This is a genomic window from Streptomyces sp. HUAS MS02 (assembly GCF_055702265.1).
This window is the reverse complement of sequence record NZ_CM146747.1, coordinates 5,436,918-5,454,090: the sequence shown is the minus strand read 5'-3', so window position 1 is coordinate 5,454,090 and position 17,173 is coordinate 5,436,918. Positions and strand designations below refer to the sequence as shown.

Genomic DNA, 17,173 nt, shown 5'->3' with positions numbered 1-17,173 from the left:
ACCTCCGGGGTGTCCGGGTGTCGGGTGGTCACAGGAGAGCCGTCCGGGAGGCCTGGGCGGACTGTCGCGGGAGAGCCGTCCGGGAGGCCCAAGTGACGGGCGGTCACAGGAGAGCCGTCCGGGAGGCCCGGGCGGACTGTCGCGGGAGAGCCCTCCGGGATCTCCAGGTGGCGGGCGGTCACAGCAGGGCCTCCGGGATGTCCAGGTGGCGGGAGCGGAGCCATTCGCCGAGGGCCTTGGCCTGGGGGTCGAAGCGGGCCTGCGAGGCGACGCCCTCGCCGAGGATGCCGGTGATCTCGAAGTTGAGGGCGCGCAGGTTGGGCAGCGTGTGCCGGGTGACCGGCAGGTCGGCCGTCTCCGGGAGGAGCGCGCGGAGCCGGTCGGTGGTGAGGGTGTGGGCCAGCCACCGCCACGCGTCGTCCGTGCGGGCCCAGAGGCCGATGTTGGCGTTGCCGCCCTTGTCCCCGCTGCGGGCCCCGGCGACGAGGCCGAGGGGTGCGCGGCGGGTGGGGAGCCCTTGTGGCAGCGGCTCCGGGAGCGGCGGCTCGTCGACGGGCCGCAGGACGAGGTGGTCGCCGGCCGGGGGCACGGGGACCCGGCGGCCGTCGTGGAGGACGGCGAGGTGCTCGACCGTGTCCTGGCCGACGTGGGCCGCCTCGAACACGCCGTAGGGTGCGCCCTTTCCGGGCGGTGCCAGGACGTGGAAGCCGGGGTAGCTCGCGAGGGCCAGCTCCACGGCGGCCCCGCTGAGGGCCCGGCCGACGGTGTTCTGGTCGGGGTCGCGGACGACGAGCCGGAGGAGGGCGCTGGCGGTCTCCTCGGTACGGGCGTCGGGCCGGTCGGTGCGGGACAGCTCCCAGTCCACGTGCGCGGGACGGGACTTGGCGGCGGCGATCGCGGTCTCCAGCTGATCGCGGACGAGGGCGGCCTTGCGTTCGATCTCCAGGCCGGTCAGGACGAAGGTGACCTCGTTGCGGAAGCCGCCGAGCCGGTTGAGGCCGACCTTCAGGGTCGGGGGCGGGGCCTCGCCGCGTACGCCGTGGACGCGGACCCGGTCGGGGCCGTCCTGGGTGAGGGTGATCGTGTCGAGGCGGGCGGTGACGTCGGGGCCCGCGTACCGGGCACCGCCCGTCTCGTAGAGGAGCTGCGCGGTGACCGTGCCGACGTCGACGAGACCGCCGGTGCCGGGGTGTTTGGTGATCACGGCCGTGCCGTCGGCGTGGAGTTCGGCGAGGGGGAAGCCGGGGTGGCGCAGGGCGGCCGGGGTGGACTCGTGGAAGAACGCGTAGTTGCCGCCGGTCGCCTGCGCCCCGCACTCCAGGATGTGTCCGGCGACGACGGCGCCCGCGAGGCGGTCGTACTCTCCCGGCCCCCAGCCGAAGTGCGCGGCGGCGGGTCCGGTCACCAGGGCCGCGTCCGTGACCCGGCCGGTGACCACGACGTCGGCGCCCTCCCGCAGACAGGCGGCGATGCCGAAGCCGCCGAGGTAGGCGTGGGCGGCGAGGGTGCCTGAGTGGTCGGTGGTCAGGTCGTCGCCCTCGACGTGCGCGACCCGGACGGGGATGCCGAGCCGGCCCGCCAACTCCCGTACGGCGTCGGCGAGTCCGGCGGGATTGAGGCCACCGGCGTTGGCGACGATCCGCACGCCGCGCTCGTGCGCGAGCCCCAGGCACTCCTCCAGTTGGCGCAGGAATGTGCGGGCGTACCCGGCCGTGGGGTCCTTCAGGCGGTCACGGCCGAGGATGAGCATGGTCAGCTCGGCCAGGTAGTCGCCGGTGAGGACGTCGAGTTCGCCGCCGGTGAGCATCTCGCGCATGGCGTCGAAGCGGTCGCCGTAGAAGCCGGAGGCGTTGCCTATGCGGAGGGCCGCCGCCGTCACGGGGTGGCTTCCTTCGCGGCGCGCCCGGTGCCCGGCGGGCCCGCGAAGGCCTGGGCGATGTCCAGCCAGCGGTCGGCGTCGGAGCCCTCGGCGTGGAGGGCGAGGTCGGAGCGGTGGGCGCGCTGGGTGACCAGGAGGCAGAAGTCGAGGGCGGGGCCGCCGACGCGGTCGGTGGCGTCCTCGGGGCCGTACGTCCACAACTCGCCGTCAGGGCTCATGAGTTCGACGCGGAACTCCTCGAAGGGCGGGGTCAGCCCGTGCACGCCGAAGGCGAAGTCGCGGGTGCGGATGCCGAGTCGGACGATGTGCCGGAGGCGGTCGCCGGGGCTGATCCGGGGGACGCCCAGCGCGTCGGCGACGTCGAGGCCGTGGGCCCAGGTCTCCATGAGGCGGGCGGTCGCCATGGAGGCGGTGGACATGGGCGGGCCGTACCAGGGGAACCGCGCGCCCTCGGGTGCCGCGCGCAGGGCGGCCTCCAGGGCCTCGCGGCCGGCCCGCCAGTCCGCGAGCAGCTCGGCGGGCGGCTTCTCCGCGCCTTCCTCGGCACCCCGGTCCACGAAGTCGCCGGGCGCGGTCAGCGCGCTCTCGACCTCGCGGGCGAAGGCGGCCTGGTCGGTCACCGCCAGCACGGAGGAGTGGTCCGTCCAGGCGAGGTGGGCGATCTGGTGGGCGACGGTCCAGCCGGGGGCGGGCGTCGCGAGCGCCCACCGCTCCGGGCTCAACTCGGCCACGAGCAGGTCGAGTTCGTAGCTCTCGGCACGGAGATCGTCGATCACGGGCGTGGGGTCGGCCATGGGGGGAGCATGGCAGCGGACGGATAAACAATCAAGCGTGCTTGCATTTTTGGGCGGAGGGTCGGGGGTTCGAGGGCCCTGGAGCAGCGGCGGGTGAGACCGTCGAAGTAAGCGGCAAAAACATCTATGGACCTGACTTAGTCCATTGCTTTGCACTACCAAGTCCTTCATACTGAACGACGTGACACTCCCCCGCCCTGAACAGCCCGCGCCCGTCGCCACGACCACGACCGCGGCGACGACCGCACCCTCGGCTGACCCCGTCTCCGGCGGCTCTCGCCGCGCGCGCGGGCTGGGTTCGCTCGGGCCCGTCGGGCTGGTGCTGGCCGGAGGGATCTCGGTGCAGTTCGGTGGGGCGCTCGCGGTGACGCTGATGCCGCGCGCCGGGGCGCTCGGGGTGGTGACGCTGCGGCTCGCGGTGGCCGCGCTGGTGATGCTGGTGATCTGCCGCCCCCGGCTGCGCGGGCACTCGCGGACCGACTGGGGGACCGTGATCGTCTTCGGCGTCACCATGGCCGCGATGAACGGCCTCTTCTACCAGGCCCTCGCCCGTATCCCCCTCGGCCTCGCCGTCACCCTGGAGGTGCTCGGCCCGCTGGCGCTCTCGGTCCTCGCGTCCCGGCGGGCGGTGAACGTGGTGTGGGCCGGGCTGGCCCTCTGCGGCGTCTTCCTGCTCGGGGGAGGCGGAGGCGTCGGCGGCCTCGACCCGCTGGGCATCGCCTTCGCCCTCGCCGCCGGGTTGGCGTGGGCCCTGTACATCGTCTTCAGCGCGCGTACGGGTCGGCGGTTCCCGCAGGCCGACGGGCTGGCGTTGGCCATGGGCGTCGCGGCGGTGCTGTTCCTGCCGCTGGGGATCGTCGAATCAGGGGCCAGACTCCTCGATCCGACGACACTCGCCCTGGGCGCCGCCGTCGCCGTGCTCTCCTCCGTCCTGCCCTACACCCTCGAACTCCTCGCCCTGCGCCGCCTGCCCGCCCCCACCTTCGCGATCCTCATGAGCCTGGAGCCCGCGATCGCCGCCACCGCCGGTTTCCTCATCCTCGACCAGGCCCTCACCACCGTCGAGGCCCTCGCGATCGCCCTGGTCATCGGGGCGAGCATGGGGGCGGTGCGGACGCAGGTGGGGCGGGGGAAGGCGGAGCAGGGAAAGGCCGGGCGGCGGAAGGCGGGGGTGCCGGGGTGAGCCGCTCTCCCCGGCCGGGCGGTGCCGGTGTCTTGGCCTGACCCACCGGTCTCCCTATCGTGAGGGCGACCCCCGTTCGTCCGAGGGCGGGGAAACCTGACCGACGGGGGTACGGGTGCCGCACATCGAGTTGTCCGCCGGGACGATCGACTACCAGGACACCGGCGGCGAGGGGCCGGTGATCGTGTTCAGCCACGGTCTGCCGATGAACGAGACGCAATGGCGCAAGGTCGTACCGCTGTTGGACGGGTACCGCTGCGTCCTGCCCACCCTGCCGCTCGGTGGCCACCGACGGCCCATGCGCCCGGACGCCGACCTGTCGCACCGGGGTGTCGCACGACTGCTGGGCGAGTTCATGGAACGGCTCGGCCTGGAGGACGTGACGCTCGTCCTCAACGACTGGGGTGGCGGCCAGTTCCTGGTGACCGAGGAGCGGGGCCACCGCGTCGGGCGGCTGGTGCTGGTGGCCTGCGAGGCCTTCGACAACTTCCCGCCGGGAGCGGCCAAGGCCGTGGCCAAGGTGTGCGGGGTCCCCGGTGGCGTCTGGCTGCTCACCCGGCTGATGCGGGTCCCGGCGTTCCGCGACCACCGCGGCGGGTACGGCGGCATGAGCCTGCGCGGGATCCCGCCCGAGATCATGGCTGACTGGTTCGGCCCGGCGACCCGGAGCAGGGCCGTCCGCCGGGACTTCGCGAAGTTCGCCACGTCGGCTCCCGGCCGGGCGACGCTGCTGGCATGGAGCGAGCGCCTGCGGGAGTACGACCGCCCCGTGCTGGTCGTGTGGGCGACCGAGGACCGCCTGATGCCGCGCGAGCACGGCCCCCGGCTGGCAGAGCTGTATCCGAAGGGCCGGCTCGTCGAGATCGCCGACTCCTCCACCCTCGTCCCCGAGGACCAGCCGGAACGACTCGCCGAGGTCCTGAGGGAGTTCCTCGGGGAGACGGGGGCTGAGCCGCTCCGGCACCTGGACTGAGCGCGGGGGCGGGCTTGGGCCGGGCTCGGGCTCGGGCCCTGTACGGCCTGGCGCGGGGGCCGCAGGCAGCACGACGGGGCGGCCTTCAGCCTCAGCCGTTCCGGCCGTCAGCCGTCAGCCGTCAGCCGTCAGCCGTCAGCCGTCAGCCGTCAGCCGTCAGCACGACGGTTACGGCATCGAGCGCAGCGGCGGATGTTCCGTCGTGATGCCCGGGGGCTGGAGGAGGGGCGGGGGCTCCGGGCCCGGGTCCTCGGTGAGGACCGCGCCGGCGGTGGTGGGGTCGAAGTCGGCGGGCCAGCGGGTACGGGCGCTGGTGAGGGCTCCGGTGAGGTGGGCCCCGGTGAGGTCGGCGGTGCTCAGGTCGCTGCCGCGCAGGTCGGCCAGGCGGAGGTCGGCGCGGTGCAGGACGGCGCCGGAGGCGTCGGCCTTGCGGAGGTTCGCCTCGCGCAGGTCGGCCTCGGTGAAGTCGGCGTCCCGCAGATCCGTCGCGACCATCCGAGCACCCCGCAGATCGGCGAGGGCGAGGCGGGCGCGGCGCAGGATCGCGGTCGTGAGGTCGGCGTGCCGGAGGTTGGTGGAGACGAGGGACGCCTGGGTGAGGTTGGCGTGGTACAGGCCCGCCGCCTCCATGCAGGACCGGTCGAGGTTGACCTCGGTCAGCCACAGCCCGTCGCAGTCGGCGCGGCGCAGATCGGTGACGCCCAGGTTGAGCCAGGAGTGCTCCCGGGGGTGCAGCAGCAGCACGCCGAGTCCGGTCAGCGCCACCTGGGAGTCCGCCGCCCGCACCTCCAGCGGCGCGACGTCGTTGATCGGTGTCTCCGCCGACGGGGCCGGCGGAGCCGGCGCTGCCAGGGTCGCCGGATCATCCGGTCCGGTGGGTCCGGTGGGCGGCGGCCACGGCAGATGTGTCCTCAGATAGGCCGCCAGGATGGAGAGGATCGCCTCGCGGTCCCGCGCCGAATGCTCCGCGATCCGCCACAGCGCGTGCAGTCCACCGATGCGTACGTCCACCTTGTCGCTGCCGAGTTGGTCGACCGCCCGGCTGAACCGGTCGGTGACGTAGCCCTCCTGCGTCGCGCGCAGACCGTCCTGGCTCACCCTCAGTTGGCGCCAGGTGGCGTACGCGCCGAAGAGGACGGCCAGGCCGCCGATGGCCTGGAGCAGTGTCGTACGGACGTCGCTCACGGCCTTGAGCCTGTCCCGCGCGTCCACGCTCGCGCCGGCGAGATCGTGATCGACGACCGCGCCCGGCACGAGGACGAGGACCGCCCCCACGGCGACGACGACCACCACCCCGGTGACGGCGACGACCAGCGTCCGTCCCCTCCCGACCAGCCGTTCCCGCCATGGTCGACGATCTTGCCCCCGGAGCTCCATGGGCACGGGAGCTTAGGTGGGGCCACCGAACCGATCAAGGTCGGGCCCACGGCGGGCTCACCGCACACTGCTGCTGTATAACCGGCCTGTGATCTACCACGTCGTGTCCCTGGACGCCTGGACCGCCCACCCCGACCAGCCGTACGCCCCCTCCTCGCTCCCCGAGGACGGCTTCGTGCACTGTTCGCCGGACGAGGCGACCACGCTGGCCGTCGTCAACGCCTTCTACCGGGACGCACCCGGGCCGCTGCACGTGCTCGTCCTCGACGAGGAACGGCTGACCGCCCGGGTGGAGTTCGAGGCCGCCGCTCCCACCCCGCCGCCGGGTGTCGGCGAGAACGTCCTGTTCCCCCATGTGTTCGGGCCGCTCGACCGTGACGCCGTCGCAGGGATCCTGGAGATCCGGTGGGACGAGGACGGCCGCGCGGTGGGGCTGGGGGAGCGTCAGGGCGCCTGAGGTCCGCCGCCCCGTTCCGCGCGTCACATCACCAGGAAGGCGAACGTCCAGTACACGGCGGTGATCGCGACGCCCAGACGGATACGTCGCCGCCGGGACCAACTCCGTACCTGGGGGCTCTTGTTCCACCAGTAGACACCGGCGCCCCAGACCACGGTCATCACGAACCCGATCGGGGTCTGGGTCCAGAACCAGGCCATCACGCCGACGATGGAACCGCCGACGACATGCCCGATCACATGCTCGGCGATACGGTCCTTCTCGTACTTCCGCGCCGCCGACTCCCCCGGTGCCGCGGCCGGACCGTCGCCGCCCTGTGCTCGCTCCTCGTGCTCCTTCTCCACCCATCGATACTCCCCGTGTTCACACGAACGCGAACAGTCAAGGCGGTGGGCGTGCGGGGGCACAGGCAGGGAGCCCTCGCCCACCGGGCGCCGGTTCAGCGGTTCCGGTCGCCGCCTTCCGTCCGCCCCTCCGCCAGGCCCAACCCCAGGCCCTCCGCCAGCACTTCCGCCAAGTGCAGTCCTCGTCTCCCCGCCAGCTGCTCCAGCTGGGTCCGGCAGGAGAAGCCGTCCGCCAGGACGAGCGCGTCGTCGGGCGCGTCCCGTACCGCCGGGAGGAGTTGCTCCTCGGCGCAGGCCACCGAGACGTCGTAGTGGCCCTTCTCGAAGCCGAAGTTGCCGGCGAGGCCGCAGCAGCCGCCGCTGAGGGCGCCGGTGAGTCCGGCGGCCGCGCGGAGGCGGCGGTCGGGGGCGTCGCCCAGTACCGCGTGCTGGTGACAGTGGGTCTGGCCGACGACCGGGCGGTCGACGGCGGGTGGGGTCCAGTGCGGGGCGTGGCGTTCGAGCGCCTCCGCGAAGGTGACGACCGAGGCGGCGAGCTTGTGGGCCCGGGGGTCGTCGGGGAGGAGTTCGGGCAGGTCGGAGCGGAGCGTCGCCGCGCAGCTCGGTTCGAGGACGACGACGGGGAGATGCGGTGGGGTGAGATCCGGGTTCTCGTCCAGCAGCCGTTGCGGGATCGGGCTCAGGAACACGTCGAGGATGTCGAGCGTGCGGCGCAGCACCGTGCGGGCCCGGTCGAGCTGGCCCGTCGAGATGTACGTCAGCCCGCAGCAGACCCGGCCCGTCCGCATCGCGAACGGAGTCCGGGTGAGGCGCGGTTGGGTGAGGGCGACCTCCTCACCCGCCTCCGCCCTCCGCGCCCAGGCGGGTTTCCGCTTCATCCACAGTGTCGGCGGCACGATCACATGGAGCCCGGCCGCCTCCAGCACCTTCAGCGCCGCCTGCCCGACGGACGGCGAGAGGTACTCCGTGAAGGTGTCGGTCCACAGGAGCACGGTCGTGGGCGCCTGCGCCGCGGTCTCCGCCTCCTCCTCCCGCCGCGCCCGCCCCCTCGGCATCCCCTCGTACCACCGCGTGAACGGCACCCTCGCCGGCCGCGGCAGCTCCCGCTCCCCCGCGATCCCGGCCAACCGCTTGGCGAGCGGGGCGAGAGGGCGTACGCCGGCGAGGAAGCCGACGAGTCCGGCCGTGCGCGTACGGGCCACCAGGCGGAGCCACACCGGCAGCCAACCCATCGCGTAGTGGGACGCCGGGCGGCGGCGGCCCGCGTAGTGGTGGTGGAGGAACTCCGCCTTGTACGTGGCCATGTCGACGCCGACCGGGCAGTCGGAGCGGCAGCCCTTGCAGGAGAGGCAGAGGTCGAGGGCGTCCCGCACCTCGGTCGAGCGCCAGCCGTCGGTGACCACCTCGCCGGCCAGCATCTCGTGCAGGAGGCGGGCCCGGCCCCGGGTGGAGTGCTCCTCCTCCCCGGTGGCCCGGAAGGAGGGGCACATGACGGCTCCGGACGCCGGACCCACCTCGGTCGTCCGGCACTTCGCGACGCCCACACAGCGTCGTACCGCCGCCGAGAAGTCACCGCCGTCGTCCGGGTACGCGAACTCCACCGGCACGGGTGTGCGCGGGAGGACCGCGAAGCGGAGGTTGGTGTCGAGGGGTGCGGGGCGGACGAGCGTGCCGGGGTTCAGGAGGTCGTCGGGGTCCCAGACGCCCTTCACCTGCTCGAACAGCCGGACCATCTCGGCGCCGTACATCGTCGGCAGGAGTTCCGCGCGGGCCTGGCCGTCGCCGTGTTCGCCGGAGAGGGAGCCGCCGTGCGAGGTGACCAGTTCGGCCAGTTCCTCGGAGAAGCGGCGGAAGCGGCCGACGCCCGCCGGGGTCAGGAGGTCGAAGTCGACGCGGACGTGGATGCAGCCGTCGCCGAAGTGGCCGTAGGGCGTGCCGCGCAGGTCGTGGGCGCGCAGCAGGCCCCGGAAGTCCCGTAGGTACGCGCCGAGTCGGGCCGGTGGCACCGCGCAGTCCTCCCAGCCCGGCCAGGCCTCGGTGCCGTCGGGCATCCGGGTGGCCGTGCCGCTCGCGTCCTCGCGGACGCGCCAGAGCGCGCGCTGCGCGGCGGGGTCCGTGACCACACGCGCGTCGGCGGCGTCGGCCGCACGGACCAGGGCGTCGGCGCGGGCCCGCGCCTCGGCGGGTGTGTCGCCGCCCGTCTCCACGAACAGCCAGGCCCCGCCCGCCGGGAGGCCGCTCGCCCCCGGGGGGACCAGGTCGGCCGCCATGCCCTCCACCGTCAGCGGGCCGAGCGGCAGCAGCCCGGCGGCCGCCTCGGCGGCGGCGCTCTCGTCGGCGTACGCCAGGACCGCGAGGGCACGCGCGCGGGGCGCCTCGACGAGCCGTACGACCGCTTCCGTGAGTACTCCGAGTGTGCCCTCGGAGCCGCAGAAGGAGCGGGCCACGTCCGCGCCGTTCTCCGGGAGGAGGGCGTCGAGGGCGTACCCGGAGATCCGGCGGGGGAGGTCGGGGAAGCCGGTGCGCAGGCGGGCCAACTCCCGCTCCACCAGCGGTCGGAGGCCGTCCGGTGCGCCGGACCAGCCCTGGGCCAGCGTGCGCGCGTCGCCGCTCCCCGTGATGACCGACAGCTCGCGCACGCTGTCCGCCGTCGTGCCCCAGGCGACCGAGTGCGAGCCGCAGGAGTTGTTGCCGATCATGCCGCCGAGGGTGCAGCGGCTGTGGGTGGAGGGGTCGGGGCCGAAGCGCAGGCCGTGCGGGGCGGCGGCCTCCTGGAGGCGGTCCAGGACAAGGCCGGGCTGGACGACTGCCGTGCGCGCCTCGGGGTCGAGGGAGACCAGCCGGTTCAGATGGCGGGTGAAGTCCAGGACGACGCCGGTGCCCGTGGCCTGCCCGGCGATCGAGGTGCCGCCGCCGCGCGCGACGACCGGCACGCCGTGTGCGCGGCAGACGGACAGGACGGCCGCCACGTCGTCCGCGTCCCGAGGCGCGACCACGCCCAGCGGCACCCGGCGGTAGTTGGACGCGTCCATCGTCGTCAACGCGCGTGCGGTCGCGTCGAACGCGGTCTCGCCGCGCACGCCCGCCGCCCGCAGCGCGGCCGGCAACGCGCCCCTCAGCTCCGCCGCGTCCGCGTCACCTGCCGCGTTGCGTGCCCAGGCGGCCCCGCGGCCCGTCGCACCCCCGATTTCCGTCATGCGTCCCAGGATGCACCCGACCACTGACAGTGACGACGACATGGCCGTGGAGTGACGGTCCGGCCTGTGTCCGGCCTGTGGACAGGCGGCGCGCCGCTCACCGGGAACGTTGGCTTGATTCCGGAGAGCCAACCTGAAACCGGCCAACTGCCGTCACGAACTCCCATATAGTGACGCCCAATTGAGCATCGAATCGAGCATTGGCCAAGCTCGATCAGGCGCCGATCAAGCGCCGATCACGCAATGACCAAGTACGGACCGAGCACTGACCGAGCACTGACCGGGCACCGACCAAGCCCGATCAAGCACCGACTGAGCACACACTGAGCACCAGACGTCGCTTCTCGTTCAGGGACCGACCGAGTTACCGCCTCCAGGAGCCGACTGCGTTACCGAGTTCAGAACCGACCGAGGACACCCGCCGATGACCGCGCCCAGCCCCCCACGCCCGCCGGGCGAACGCCCCGCCCTGCGCTCAGTCCTTCCGTTACCCCTGGTGACCGCCCTGCTCTCCGCGACCGCCGTGGGCGCGGTCGTCGCACCGGCGCCGCCGGACGTACGCATAGCCCTCGCGGCCGGCGGGGGCGCGGCCGCGCTGCTGCTGACACTGACCGTCGCGGTCGCCGTGCACGCGCGCGTGTCGATACGGCTGCTGCGCCTGCGGCTGGACGCGGTCTCCCGGGACACGGGTCTGCTGCTCCAGGAACGGGCCAGAATGGCCGAGGAGCACTCCCAGGAGCGCGGCCGGCTGACCGAGGAGTTCGTGCAGGAGCGGGCACGGATCGCGGCCGAGTTCGCCCGGGAGCGGGTACGGCTGACCACGGAGGCCGAGCGCGAACGCGAACGGCTGTCCGACGAACGGGACCGTACGGCGGAGGAGACCACCCAGGAGCGGTCCCTGCTCGCCGAACGCGCCGAGCGGGCCGAGTCCGAGCGCACCGCCCTGCTCGCCGTGACCGCCAACGTCGCGGGCCGGATGCAGGCCCTCGCCACCGGCACCCTCGCCGACCTACGGGCCATGGAGGAACGTCACGCCGACGAGGACGTCCTCGCCGACCTCCTCCACCTCGACCACCGCACCGCCCAGGCGGGCCGGCTCGCCGACTCGGTCGCCGTCCTCGCGGGCGCCCGCTCGGGCCGCCGCTGGGCACGGCCGATCCCCATGGAGTCGATCCTGCGGGGCGCGATGGGGCGGATCGGCGCCTACCGTCGGGTGCGGCTGCACTCCTCCAGCGAGGCCGCCGTCGTCGGTCACGCCGCCGAGGGCGTCATGCACGCGCTCGCCGAACTCCTCGACAACGCGGCCAACTTCTCGCCGCCGACCGCCGAGGTCCATGTGTACGTCGAGGAGGTCCCGGCCGGCGCGATCATCTCCGTCGAGGACTCCGGGCTGGTCATGAGCGATGTCCAGCTCCGGCGCGCCGAACGCGCCGTGTCGGGCGAGACGGCCGACCTCACGACCCTCTCCGGCACCCGTCTCGGCCTCGCCGTCGTCGGCCGGCTCGCCCGCAAGCACGGGCTGAAGATCTCCTTCCGGCCGTCCGCGCGCGGCGGCACGGGTGTGCTGATGCTCATCCCGCAGGACGTCCTGGCCAGCACGGTCCCGACGACGGCATCACCCACTACGGCGTCACCCACGACGGCAGCGCCCACGACCGGGGTCCATTCGGCGGGGTCCCCCGCGTCGGCGCCCCTCGCGGGGGCGGCGCCCGTTCCGCCGCCGTACGCGGGCGTACGCGCCCCGCACGACCTGGACGCCGAGCCCACGCCCACGCACGAGTTCCCGCCGGAGGCTCCCGCCCCGCCGACCTCCGACCCCGTGGCCGACGCCCTGATCGACTCCCTGTCCGGCTACCGCCGAACGCCTTCGACCCCGCCGGGCGCTTCGGCGGGCCCGCCGGCAGGCGCTCCGGCTGACGCGCCGTTCGGCTCCTCGGGGTACGGCACGCCCCACACGTCCTCGTTCACCTCCCCCTTCACCTCGTCGTTCAGCTCCGAATTCGGCTCGGGCGACCCGGCGTTCGACTCCGGGTACGCCGGTACGTACGGGGGTGCGTACGCCGGTGCGCACGCCGCCGAGCCCGACACGCGGCACGACGCCGAGCCCGGCTCTCCGCCCACCTCCGGCGAGGCCGCCGACGACACCGCCTCCCCCACCCCTTCCGACGCCCTCCCCCGGCGGCGGCGCGGACAGTCCCTCGCGGAGGCGGAGGCGCGCACCAGGGCGCAGGCCGCCGACGTGCAGGCCCGTTCGGAGCGCGCTTCCCGGCCCGCCGAGGACGCGGGCACCGGCGCGGTCCGCTTCAGCAGCTTCCGCCGCGCGGTGCGCGGGACGGGCGGGCTGGACCAGGCGTTCGTCCAGGGAACGGCCTCGGGGGACGAGAGCTCCACGGGGACGCCGGTCCCGTCGACGCCACCGGACCAGTACGCCGGCCCGTCCACCGCCGTGGACCGGTACACCGGCCCGTCCGCCGCCGTCGACCGGTACGTGCCCCCCGCGGCCCCTGCCGGGCCGGTCGTGCCGGAGGCCACCCTGGAACCCGTACGGGATGCCGCTCCGCCCGCCGAGGCCGAGGCCGTGGCGCAGCAGCCGGAGTTGGAGCCCGTACGGGAGCCCCAGTGGGGTGCCGTGGAGGGGACCGCGTGGGAACTCCCGCCCGAGGCCGAGCCCGAATCCGTGGGGGAGACCGCCTGGGCACCCGGCCCCGTGCCGGAGCCCGGTTGGGGGCCCGAGCCCGCGAAAGGGCTCGCGTGGCAGTCGGAGGCGGCGAAGCAGGCCGCCTGGGAGGCGGAGGCCGCCGCCGAGCTTCCATGGGCGCCGGATCCCGCGCAGGAGGCGAAGTGGGAACTCGATCCGGTACGCGAGCCGGCCTGGGAGCCCGTCCAGGACGCCCGCCCCGCCCCGGAGAATTCCACCGCGCCGACCCCGGACCTGAACCCAGCCCCGGATACGGACCCGGATACGGACCTGAACCCAGACCCGGATACGGGCCTGGACTCGGGCTCGGCCCCGTCCTCGTACGCCCATCAGGAGCCGTACGCGTATCAGGCCCCGTACGCGCATCAGGCCCCGTACGCGGCCCAGGAGCCGTACGCGCACCCGGAGCCGTACCCGGACTCGCCCTCGTACGCGGAACCTCCCCCTTACGCGTCCCCGGCTCCGTACACGACGTCGACTCCGTACGCGAAGTCCGACCTGTACGCGGATCCGGACCCCACACCGGACCCACACCCTGCACCGGCTCCGGACCAAGACTCGGCCCCGGCGCCGGACCCGGACCTCGCCCCGGCCGAAGAGCCGCCACCCCACACCCCCGCCCCCCGCACGCACCCCCACCTGGAAGGCGACCACACCCCATGACCGGCACCGGCTCCACCGCCGACGACAGGCTCACCTGGCTCATGGAGGGTTTGCTGGAACGCACTCCGGGCGCCCGGCACGCGCTCGTCCTCTCCCGGGACGGCCTGAGACTGTGCCGTACGCCCGAGCTCTCCGTCGACCAGGCCGACCAACTGGCCGCGATCGCCGCCGGCATCCAGTCGCTGTCCCACGGGGCGTCCATCCAGTTCGGCGACGGCAGCGGGGGCGTACGGTCGGCGATGGCGGAGTTCTACGGCGGGGTCCTGTTCATCGTGGAGGCTGGCGAGGGCGCGCATCTGGCCGTGGTGACGGACGAGGAGGCGGACGCCGGGCTCGTCGGGCACAACATGAGCGAGCTGGTCGAACAGCTGGGCGAGCACCTGAGCGCACGGCCCCGCCACCCGACGAGCACGGCTGCCGATGACCCGACCGGTACGGCGGGCACGACCGTTACGGCGAGCACGACCGTTACGGCGAGCACCACCGGTACGGCGAGCACCACTGGTGAAGCGGGTACGACGACGACCGTGGTCACGGCCACGGCTCTGGCGCCCCGTACGTCATGAGCCGGCCCGGCAGGGACGACCTGCCCGACCGGCTGTACACGCTCACCGGGGGCCGCAGCCGCTCCGCGTCCGGAGCGCCGCTGGACCTGGTGACGCTGGTGGTCGCGGAGAGCCAGCCGATCCCGGGCATGCAGTCGGAACACGTGACGATCCTGCGGTTGACGGAGCGTCCGACGGCGGTGGTGGAGATCGCCGCCGAACTGCGGCTGCCGGTGAGCATCACCAAGGTGCTGCTCTCCGACCTCCTCACGGCGGGCCGGGTCAGCGCCCGGCATCCGAACCAGGCCACGCTGGTCGATCCGGACATTCTGGAGCAGGTGCTAGTTGGACTTCGCAACCTCTGAGAACGGCGACGGCCACTCCGTACCGCCGTCGCCGCCCGTGCCCCTCTTCGGTGCGCGTTTCCGGGGCGAACCGGCCGCCCTGTACCGGGAGTTGCGGCGGGAGCACGGGGAGGTGGTGCCCGTGCTGCTGGACGGGGGCGTACCGGCGTGGCTGGTGCTGGGCTACCGCGAGCTGCACCAGGTGACGAGCGATCCGGAGCTGTTCAGCCGTAACTCCGAGCTGTGGAACCAGTGGCCGGGCATCCCGGCGGACTGGCCGCTGCTGCCCGTGATCAGCCCGGAGCAGCCGTCGGTCCTGGGCACGGTCGGTGAGCGGCACCGGCAGCGCGCCGCGCTGATCGAGGAGGCGCTGGAGGCGGTCGAGCCGCTGGAGCTGCGCGGTCATGTCGAGCGGTTCGCCGACGAGTTGATCGACGTGGTGTGCGGGGTGGGCGCGGCGGATCTGGTGGGACAGTTCGCGGCGCCGCTGCCCGCGCGGGTGCTGGCGTTCCTGTTCGGTTTCCGGGAGGAGCACGCGCCCGGGCTGGTGGTGGCGCTGAACGACATCCTCGACGGGCAGGACCGGGCGGTGGCGGCCGAGAGGTATCTGCGGACGGCGATGGCCCGGCTGGTGGCGGAGCGCCGGCAGCGGCCCGGGGACGACGTGGTGTCGCGGCTCCTGGCGAACGCGCGTGCGTACGAGGTGACGGTGGAGGAGGTCACGCACGATGTGATGGTGATGCTGGCGGTGGGGCACCAGCCGACGGCCGACTGGATCGGGAACTCGCTGCGTCTGATGCTGACGGACGACCGGTTCGCGGCGTCGCTCTTCGGGGGGCGCAGCAGTGTGGCCGAGGCCATGAACGAGGTGCTGTGGGAGGACGCGCCCATCCAGAACGCGGCGGGGCGCTGGACCACCCGGGACACCCGGCTCGGCGGTCGGGTCCTCCGTGCGGGTGATCTGGTGCTGCTGGGGCTGCAGGGGGCCAACGCCGACCCGCGTGTCCGTACGCACGGCTCCGCGCTGACCGGGGGGAACAACGCGCACTTCTCGTTCGGGCACGGCGAGCACCGCTGTCCGTTCCCGGCCCAGGAGACCGCCGAGGTCATCGCCCGAACGGGTATCGAGGTCCTCCTGGATCGCCTCCCGGATCTGGACCTGGCGGCCCCACCCGAATCCCTGACCCGGCGTCCTTCGCCGTGGCTGCGGGGGCTGGTGGAACTGCCGGTGCGGTTCTCGCCGGGGCCGGCGCGTGGGGTTTGAGTCGGGGGTTCTTCGCCCCCGCCGCCCCTACCCGTCCCATCCTCAAGGGGCTGCGCCCCTTTGACCCCCAGGCGTCCCCCAGGCGTCCCCCAGGCGTCCCCCAGGTCCGTCCGGTGGGGCTTCTCGCGCAGTTCCCCGCGCCCCTGGAAAGGCGGGGCTGCGCCCCTGCCTTCCGGCTTTCCGGCCCGAAGCTGGCCGGAGGCCCTTCAGGGGCGCGGGGAACTGCGCGAGCCCCACCCCGTCTCACCCGACGGACGATGTTTCGCCCGGGTTTCCCCGAGCCGATAGGCTCGCGGCGTGGCTGATATCCAGATCCCCGCTGACATCAAGCCCGCCGACGGACGTTTCGGCGCGGGCCCCTCCAAGGTGCGGACGGAGGCGCTGGACGCCCTGGCCGCGACCGGTACCTCCCTGCTCGGCACCTCCCACCGCCAGGCCCCGGTGAAGAACCTGGTCGGCCAGGTCCGCGCGGGCATCAGCGAGCTGTTCTCCCTCCCCGAGGGCTACGAGGTCATCCTCGGCAACGGCGGCTCCACGGCGTTCTGGGACGTCGCGACCCACGGCCTGATCGAGAACAAGAGCCAGCACCTGACCTTCGGCGAGTTCAGCTCGAAGTTCGCCAAGGCCGCGAAGCTCGCCCCTTGGCTCGCCGAGCCCACGGTCGTCTCCTCCGACCCCGGCACGCACCCGGAGCCGACCGCCGAGGCCGGCGTCGATGTCTACGCCTTCACCCACAACGAGACCTCCACCGGTGTCGCCGCCCCGCTCAACCGCGTGGCCGGCGCCGACGAGGGCGCCCTCGTCCTGGTCGACGCGACCTCCGGCGCCGGCGGCCTGCCCGTCGACATCACCGAGACCGACGTCTACTACTTCGCCCCGCAGAAGTCCTTCGCCTCCGACGGCGGCCTCTGGATCGGTGTCTTCTCCCCGGCCGCCATCGAGCGCGCCGAGCGGATCCACGCCTCCGGCCGCCACGTCCCGGAGTTCTTCAGCCTCCCGACGGCGATCGACAACTCCCGCAAGAACCAGACGTACAACACCCCGGCCCTCGCCACCCTCTTCCTGCTCAACCAGCAGCTGGAGTGGATCAACGGCCAGGGCGGTCTGAGCTGGTCCACGGCCCGTACGAAGGACTCCTCGACCCGGCTGTACGCCTGGGCGGAGGAGAGCAAGTACGCGAGCCCCTTCGTCACCGACCCGGCCAAGCGGTCCCAGGTCATCGGCACGATCGACTTCTCCGACGAGATCGACGCCGCCGCCGTCGCCAAGGTCCTGCGCGCCAACGGCATCGTGGACACCGAGCCGTACCGCAAGCTCGGCCGCAACCAGCTCCGCGTCGCCATGTTCCCGGCGATCGACCCGGCGGACGTCGAGGCCCTCACCAAGTGCGTCGACTATGTGATCGAGAAGCTCTGATCACTGCCGTACGACGGTGAAGGGCGCCCGGTGGAAACA

The 17,173-nt window shown here is 73.5% G+C and carries 12 protein-coding genes and 1 pseudogene; 8 read left to right on the top strand and 5 right to left on the bottom strand.

The genetic code is table 11. The features are described 5' to 3' along the window. Window positions 1-178: 178 nt before the first annotated feature. Window positions 179-1,816 (bottom strand): acyclic terpene utilization AtuA family protein, encoded by a 1,638-nt coding sequence (locus ACZ9QC_RS23560; protein ID WP_472921777.1) that lies wholly within the window; start codon window positions 1,814-1,816, stop codon window positions 179-181. A gap of 59 nt (window positions 1,817-1,875) precedes the next feature. Next, entirely contained in the window at window positions 1,876-2,673 is a 798-nt protein-coding gene (locus ACZ9QC_RS23555) for a TIGR03084 family metal-binding protein (RefSeq protein WP_472914929.1), read from the bottom strand. Window positions 2,674-2,845: 172 nt separating this feature from the next. Between ACZ9QC_RS23555 and ACZ9QC_RS23550 the strand changes: the two genes are divergently transcribed. Beyond that, window positions 2,846-3,856, top strand: coding sequence for an EamA family transporter (locus ACZ9QC_RS23550; RefSeq protein WP_472921776.1), 1,011 nt, complete (start codon window positions 2,846-2,848; stop codon window positions 3,854-3,856). 115 nt (window positions 3,857-3,971) lie between these two features. Further along, on the top strand, window positions 3,972-4,829 hold the full coding sequence (locus ACZ9QC_RS23545; RefSeq protein WP_472914928.1) for an alpha/beta fold hydrolase: 858 nt from the start codon (window positions 3,972-3,974) through the stop codon (window positions 4,827-4,829). Between the two features lie 168 nt (window positions 4,830-4,997). On the opposite strand, the gene ACZ9QC_RS23540 is transcribed toward ACZ9QC_RS23545, so the two are convergent. Next, entirely contained in the window at window positions 4,998-6,206 is a 1,209-nt protein-coding gene (locus ACZ9QC_RS23540) for a pentapeptide repeat-containing protein (RefSeq protein WP_472914927.1), read from the bottom strand. Between the two features lie 88 nt (window positions 6,207-6,294). Here ACZ9QC_RS23540 and ACZ9QC_RS23535 point away from each other — a divergent pair, with 88 nt between their 5' ends. After that, on the top strand, window positions 6,295-6,663 hold the full coding sequence (locus tag ACZ9QC_RS23535) for a DUF952 domain-containing protein (RefSeq protein ID WP_472914926.1): 369 nt from the start codon (window positions 6,295-6,297) through the stop codon (window positions 6,661-6,663). Between the two features lie 23 nt (window positions 6,664-6,686). On the opposite strand, the gene ACZ9QC_RS23530 is transcribed toward ACZ9QC_RS23535, so the two are convergent. Both ACZ9QC_RS23530 and ACZ9QC_RS23525 read right to left on the bottom strand, forming a co-directional pair. Continuing rightward, on the bottom strand, window positions 6,687-7,007 hold the full coding sequence (locus ACZ9QC_RS23530; protein WP_472914925.1) for a hypothetical protein: 321 nt from the start codon (window positions 7,005-7,007) through the stop codon (window positions 6,687-6,689). Between the two features lie 95 nt (window positions 7,008-7,102). Continuing rightward, window positions 7,103-10,204, bottom strand: a complete 3,102-nt coding sequence (locus tag ACZ9QC_RS23525; RefSeq protein WP_472914924.1) for an FAD-binding and (Fe-S)-binding domain-containing protein — start codon at window positions 10,202-10,204, stop codon at window positions 7,103-7,105. A 424-nt stretch (window positions 10,205-10,628) separates the two neighbouring features. Here ACZ9QC_RS23525 and ACZ9QC_RS23520 point away from each other — a divergent pair, with 424 nt between their 5' ends. The 5 genes and pseudogenes from ACZ9QC_RS23520 (at window position 10,629) to serC (ending at window position 17,134) form a co-directional block, all read left to right on the top strand. Further along, entirely contained in the window at window positions 10,629-13,565 is a 2,937-nt protein-coding gene (locus ACZ9QC_RS23520) for an ATP-binding protein (RefSeq protein WP_472914923.1), read from the top strand. Continuing rightward, window positions 13,562-13,963 (top strand): annotated as a pseudogene (locus ACZ9QC_RS23515) (roadblock/LC7 domain-containing protein); the annotation flags it as partial. The gene ACZ9QC_RS23520 and the pseudogene ACZ9QC_RS23515, both read left to right, overlap by 4 nt. Before the next feature lie 164 nt (window positions 13,964-14,127). After that, a complete protein-coding gene (locus ACZ9QC_RS23510; protein WP_472914922.1) occupies window positions 14,128-14,475 on the top strand; it encodes a DUF742 domain-containing protein in 348 nt (115 codons plus the stop codon). Continuing rightward, on the top strand, window positions 14,456-15,718 hold the full coding sequence (locus ACZ9QC_RS23505; RefSeq protein WP_472914921.1) for a cytochrome P450: 1,263 nt from the start codon (window positions 14,456-14,458) through the stop codon (window positions 15,716-15,718). Before ACZ9QC_RS23510 ends, ACZ9QC_RS23505 begins: the two co-directional genes overlap by 20 nt. A 297-nt stretch (window positions 15,719-16,015) precedes the next feature. After that, window positions 16,016-17,134 carry a phosphoserine transaminase gene (serC, locus tag ACZ9QC_RS23500; protein ID WP_472914920.1) on the top strand — a complete coding sequence of 373 codons (1,119 nt, stop codon included), beginning with the start codon at window positions 16,016-16,018 and terminating at the stop codon, window positions 17,132-17,134. Window positions 17,135-17,173 lie beyond the last annotated feature (39 nt).

Coding starts and splice junctions, on each gene's coding strand:
- ACZ9QC_RS23560 (WP_472921777.1), bottom strand. CDS start 1,816: ATGCGCGAGATGCTCACCGGCGGCGAACTCGACGTCCTCACCGGCGAC.
- ACZ9QC_RS23555 (WP_472914929.1), bottom strand. CDS start 2,673: ATGGCCGACCCCACGCCCGTGATCGACGATCTCCGTGCCGAGAGCTAC.
- ACZ9QC_RS23540 (WP_472914927.1), bottom strand. CDS start 6,206: ATGGAGCTCCGGGGGCAAGATCGTCGACCATGGCGGGAACGGCTGGTC.
- ACZ9QC_RS23525 (WP_472914924.1), bottom strand. CDS start 10,204: ATGACGGAAATCGGGGGTGCGACGGGCCGCGGGGCCGCCTGGGCACGC.
- ACZ9QC_RS23520 (WP_472914923.1), top strand. CDS start 10,629: ATGACCGCGCCCAGCCCCCCACGCCCGCCGGGCGAACGCCCCGCCCTG.
- ACZ9QC_RS23510 (WP_472914922.1), top strand. CDS start 14,128: ATGAGCCGGCCCGGCAGGGACGACCTGCCCGACCGGCTGTACACGCTC.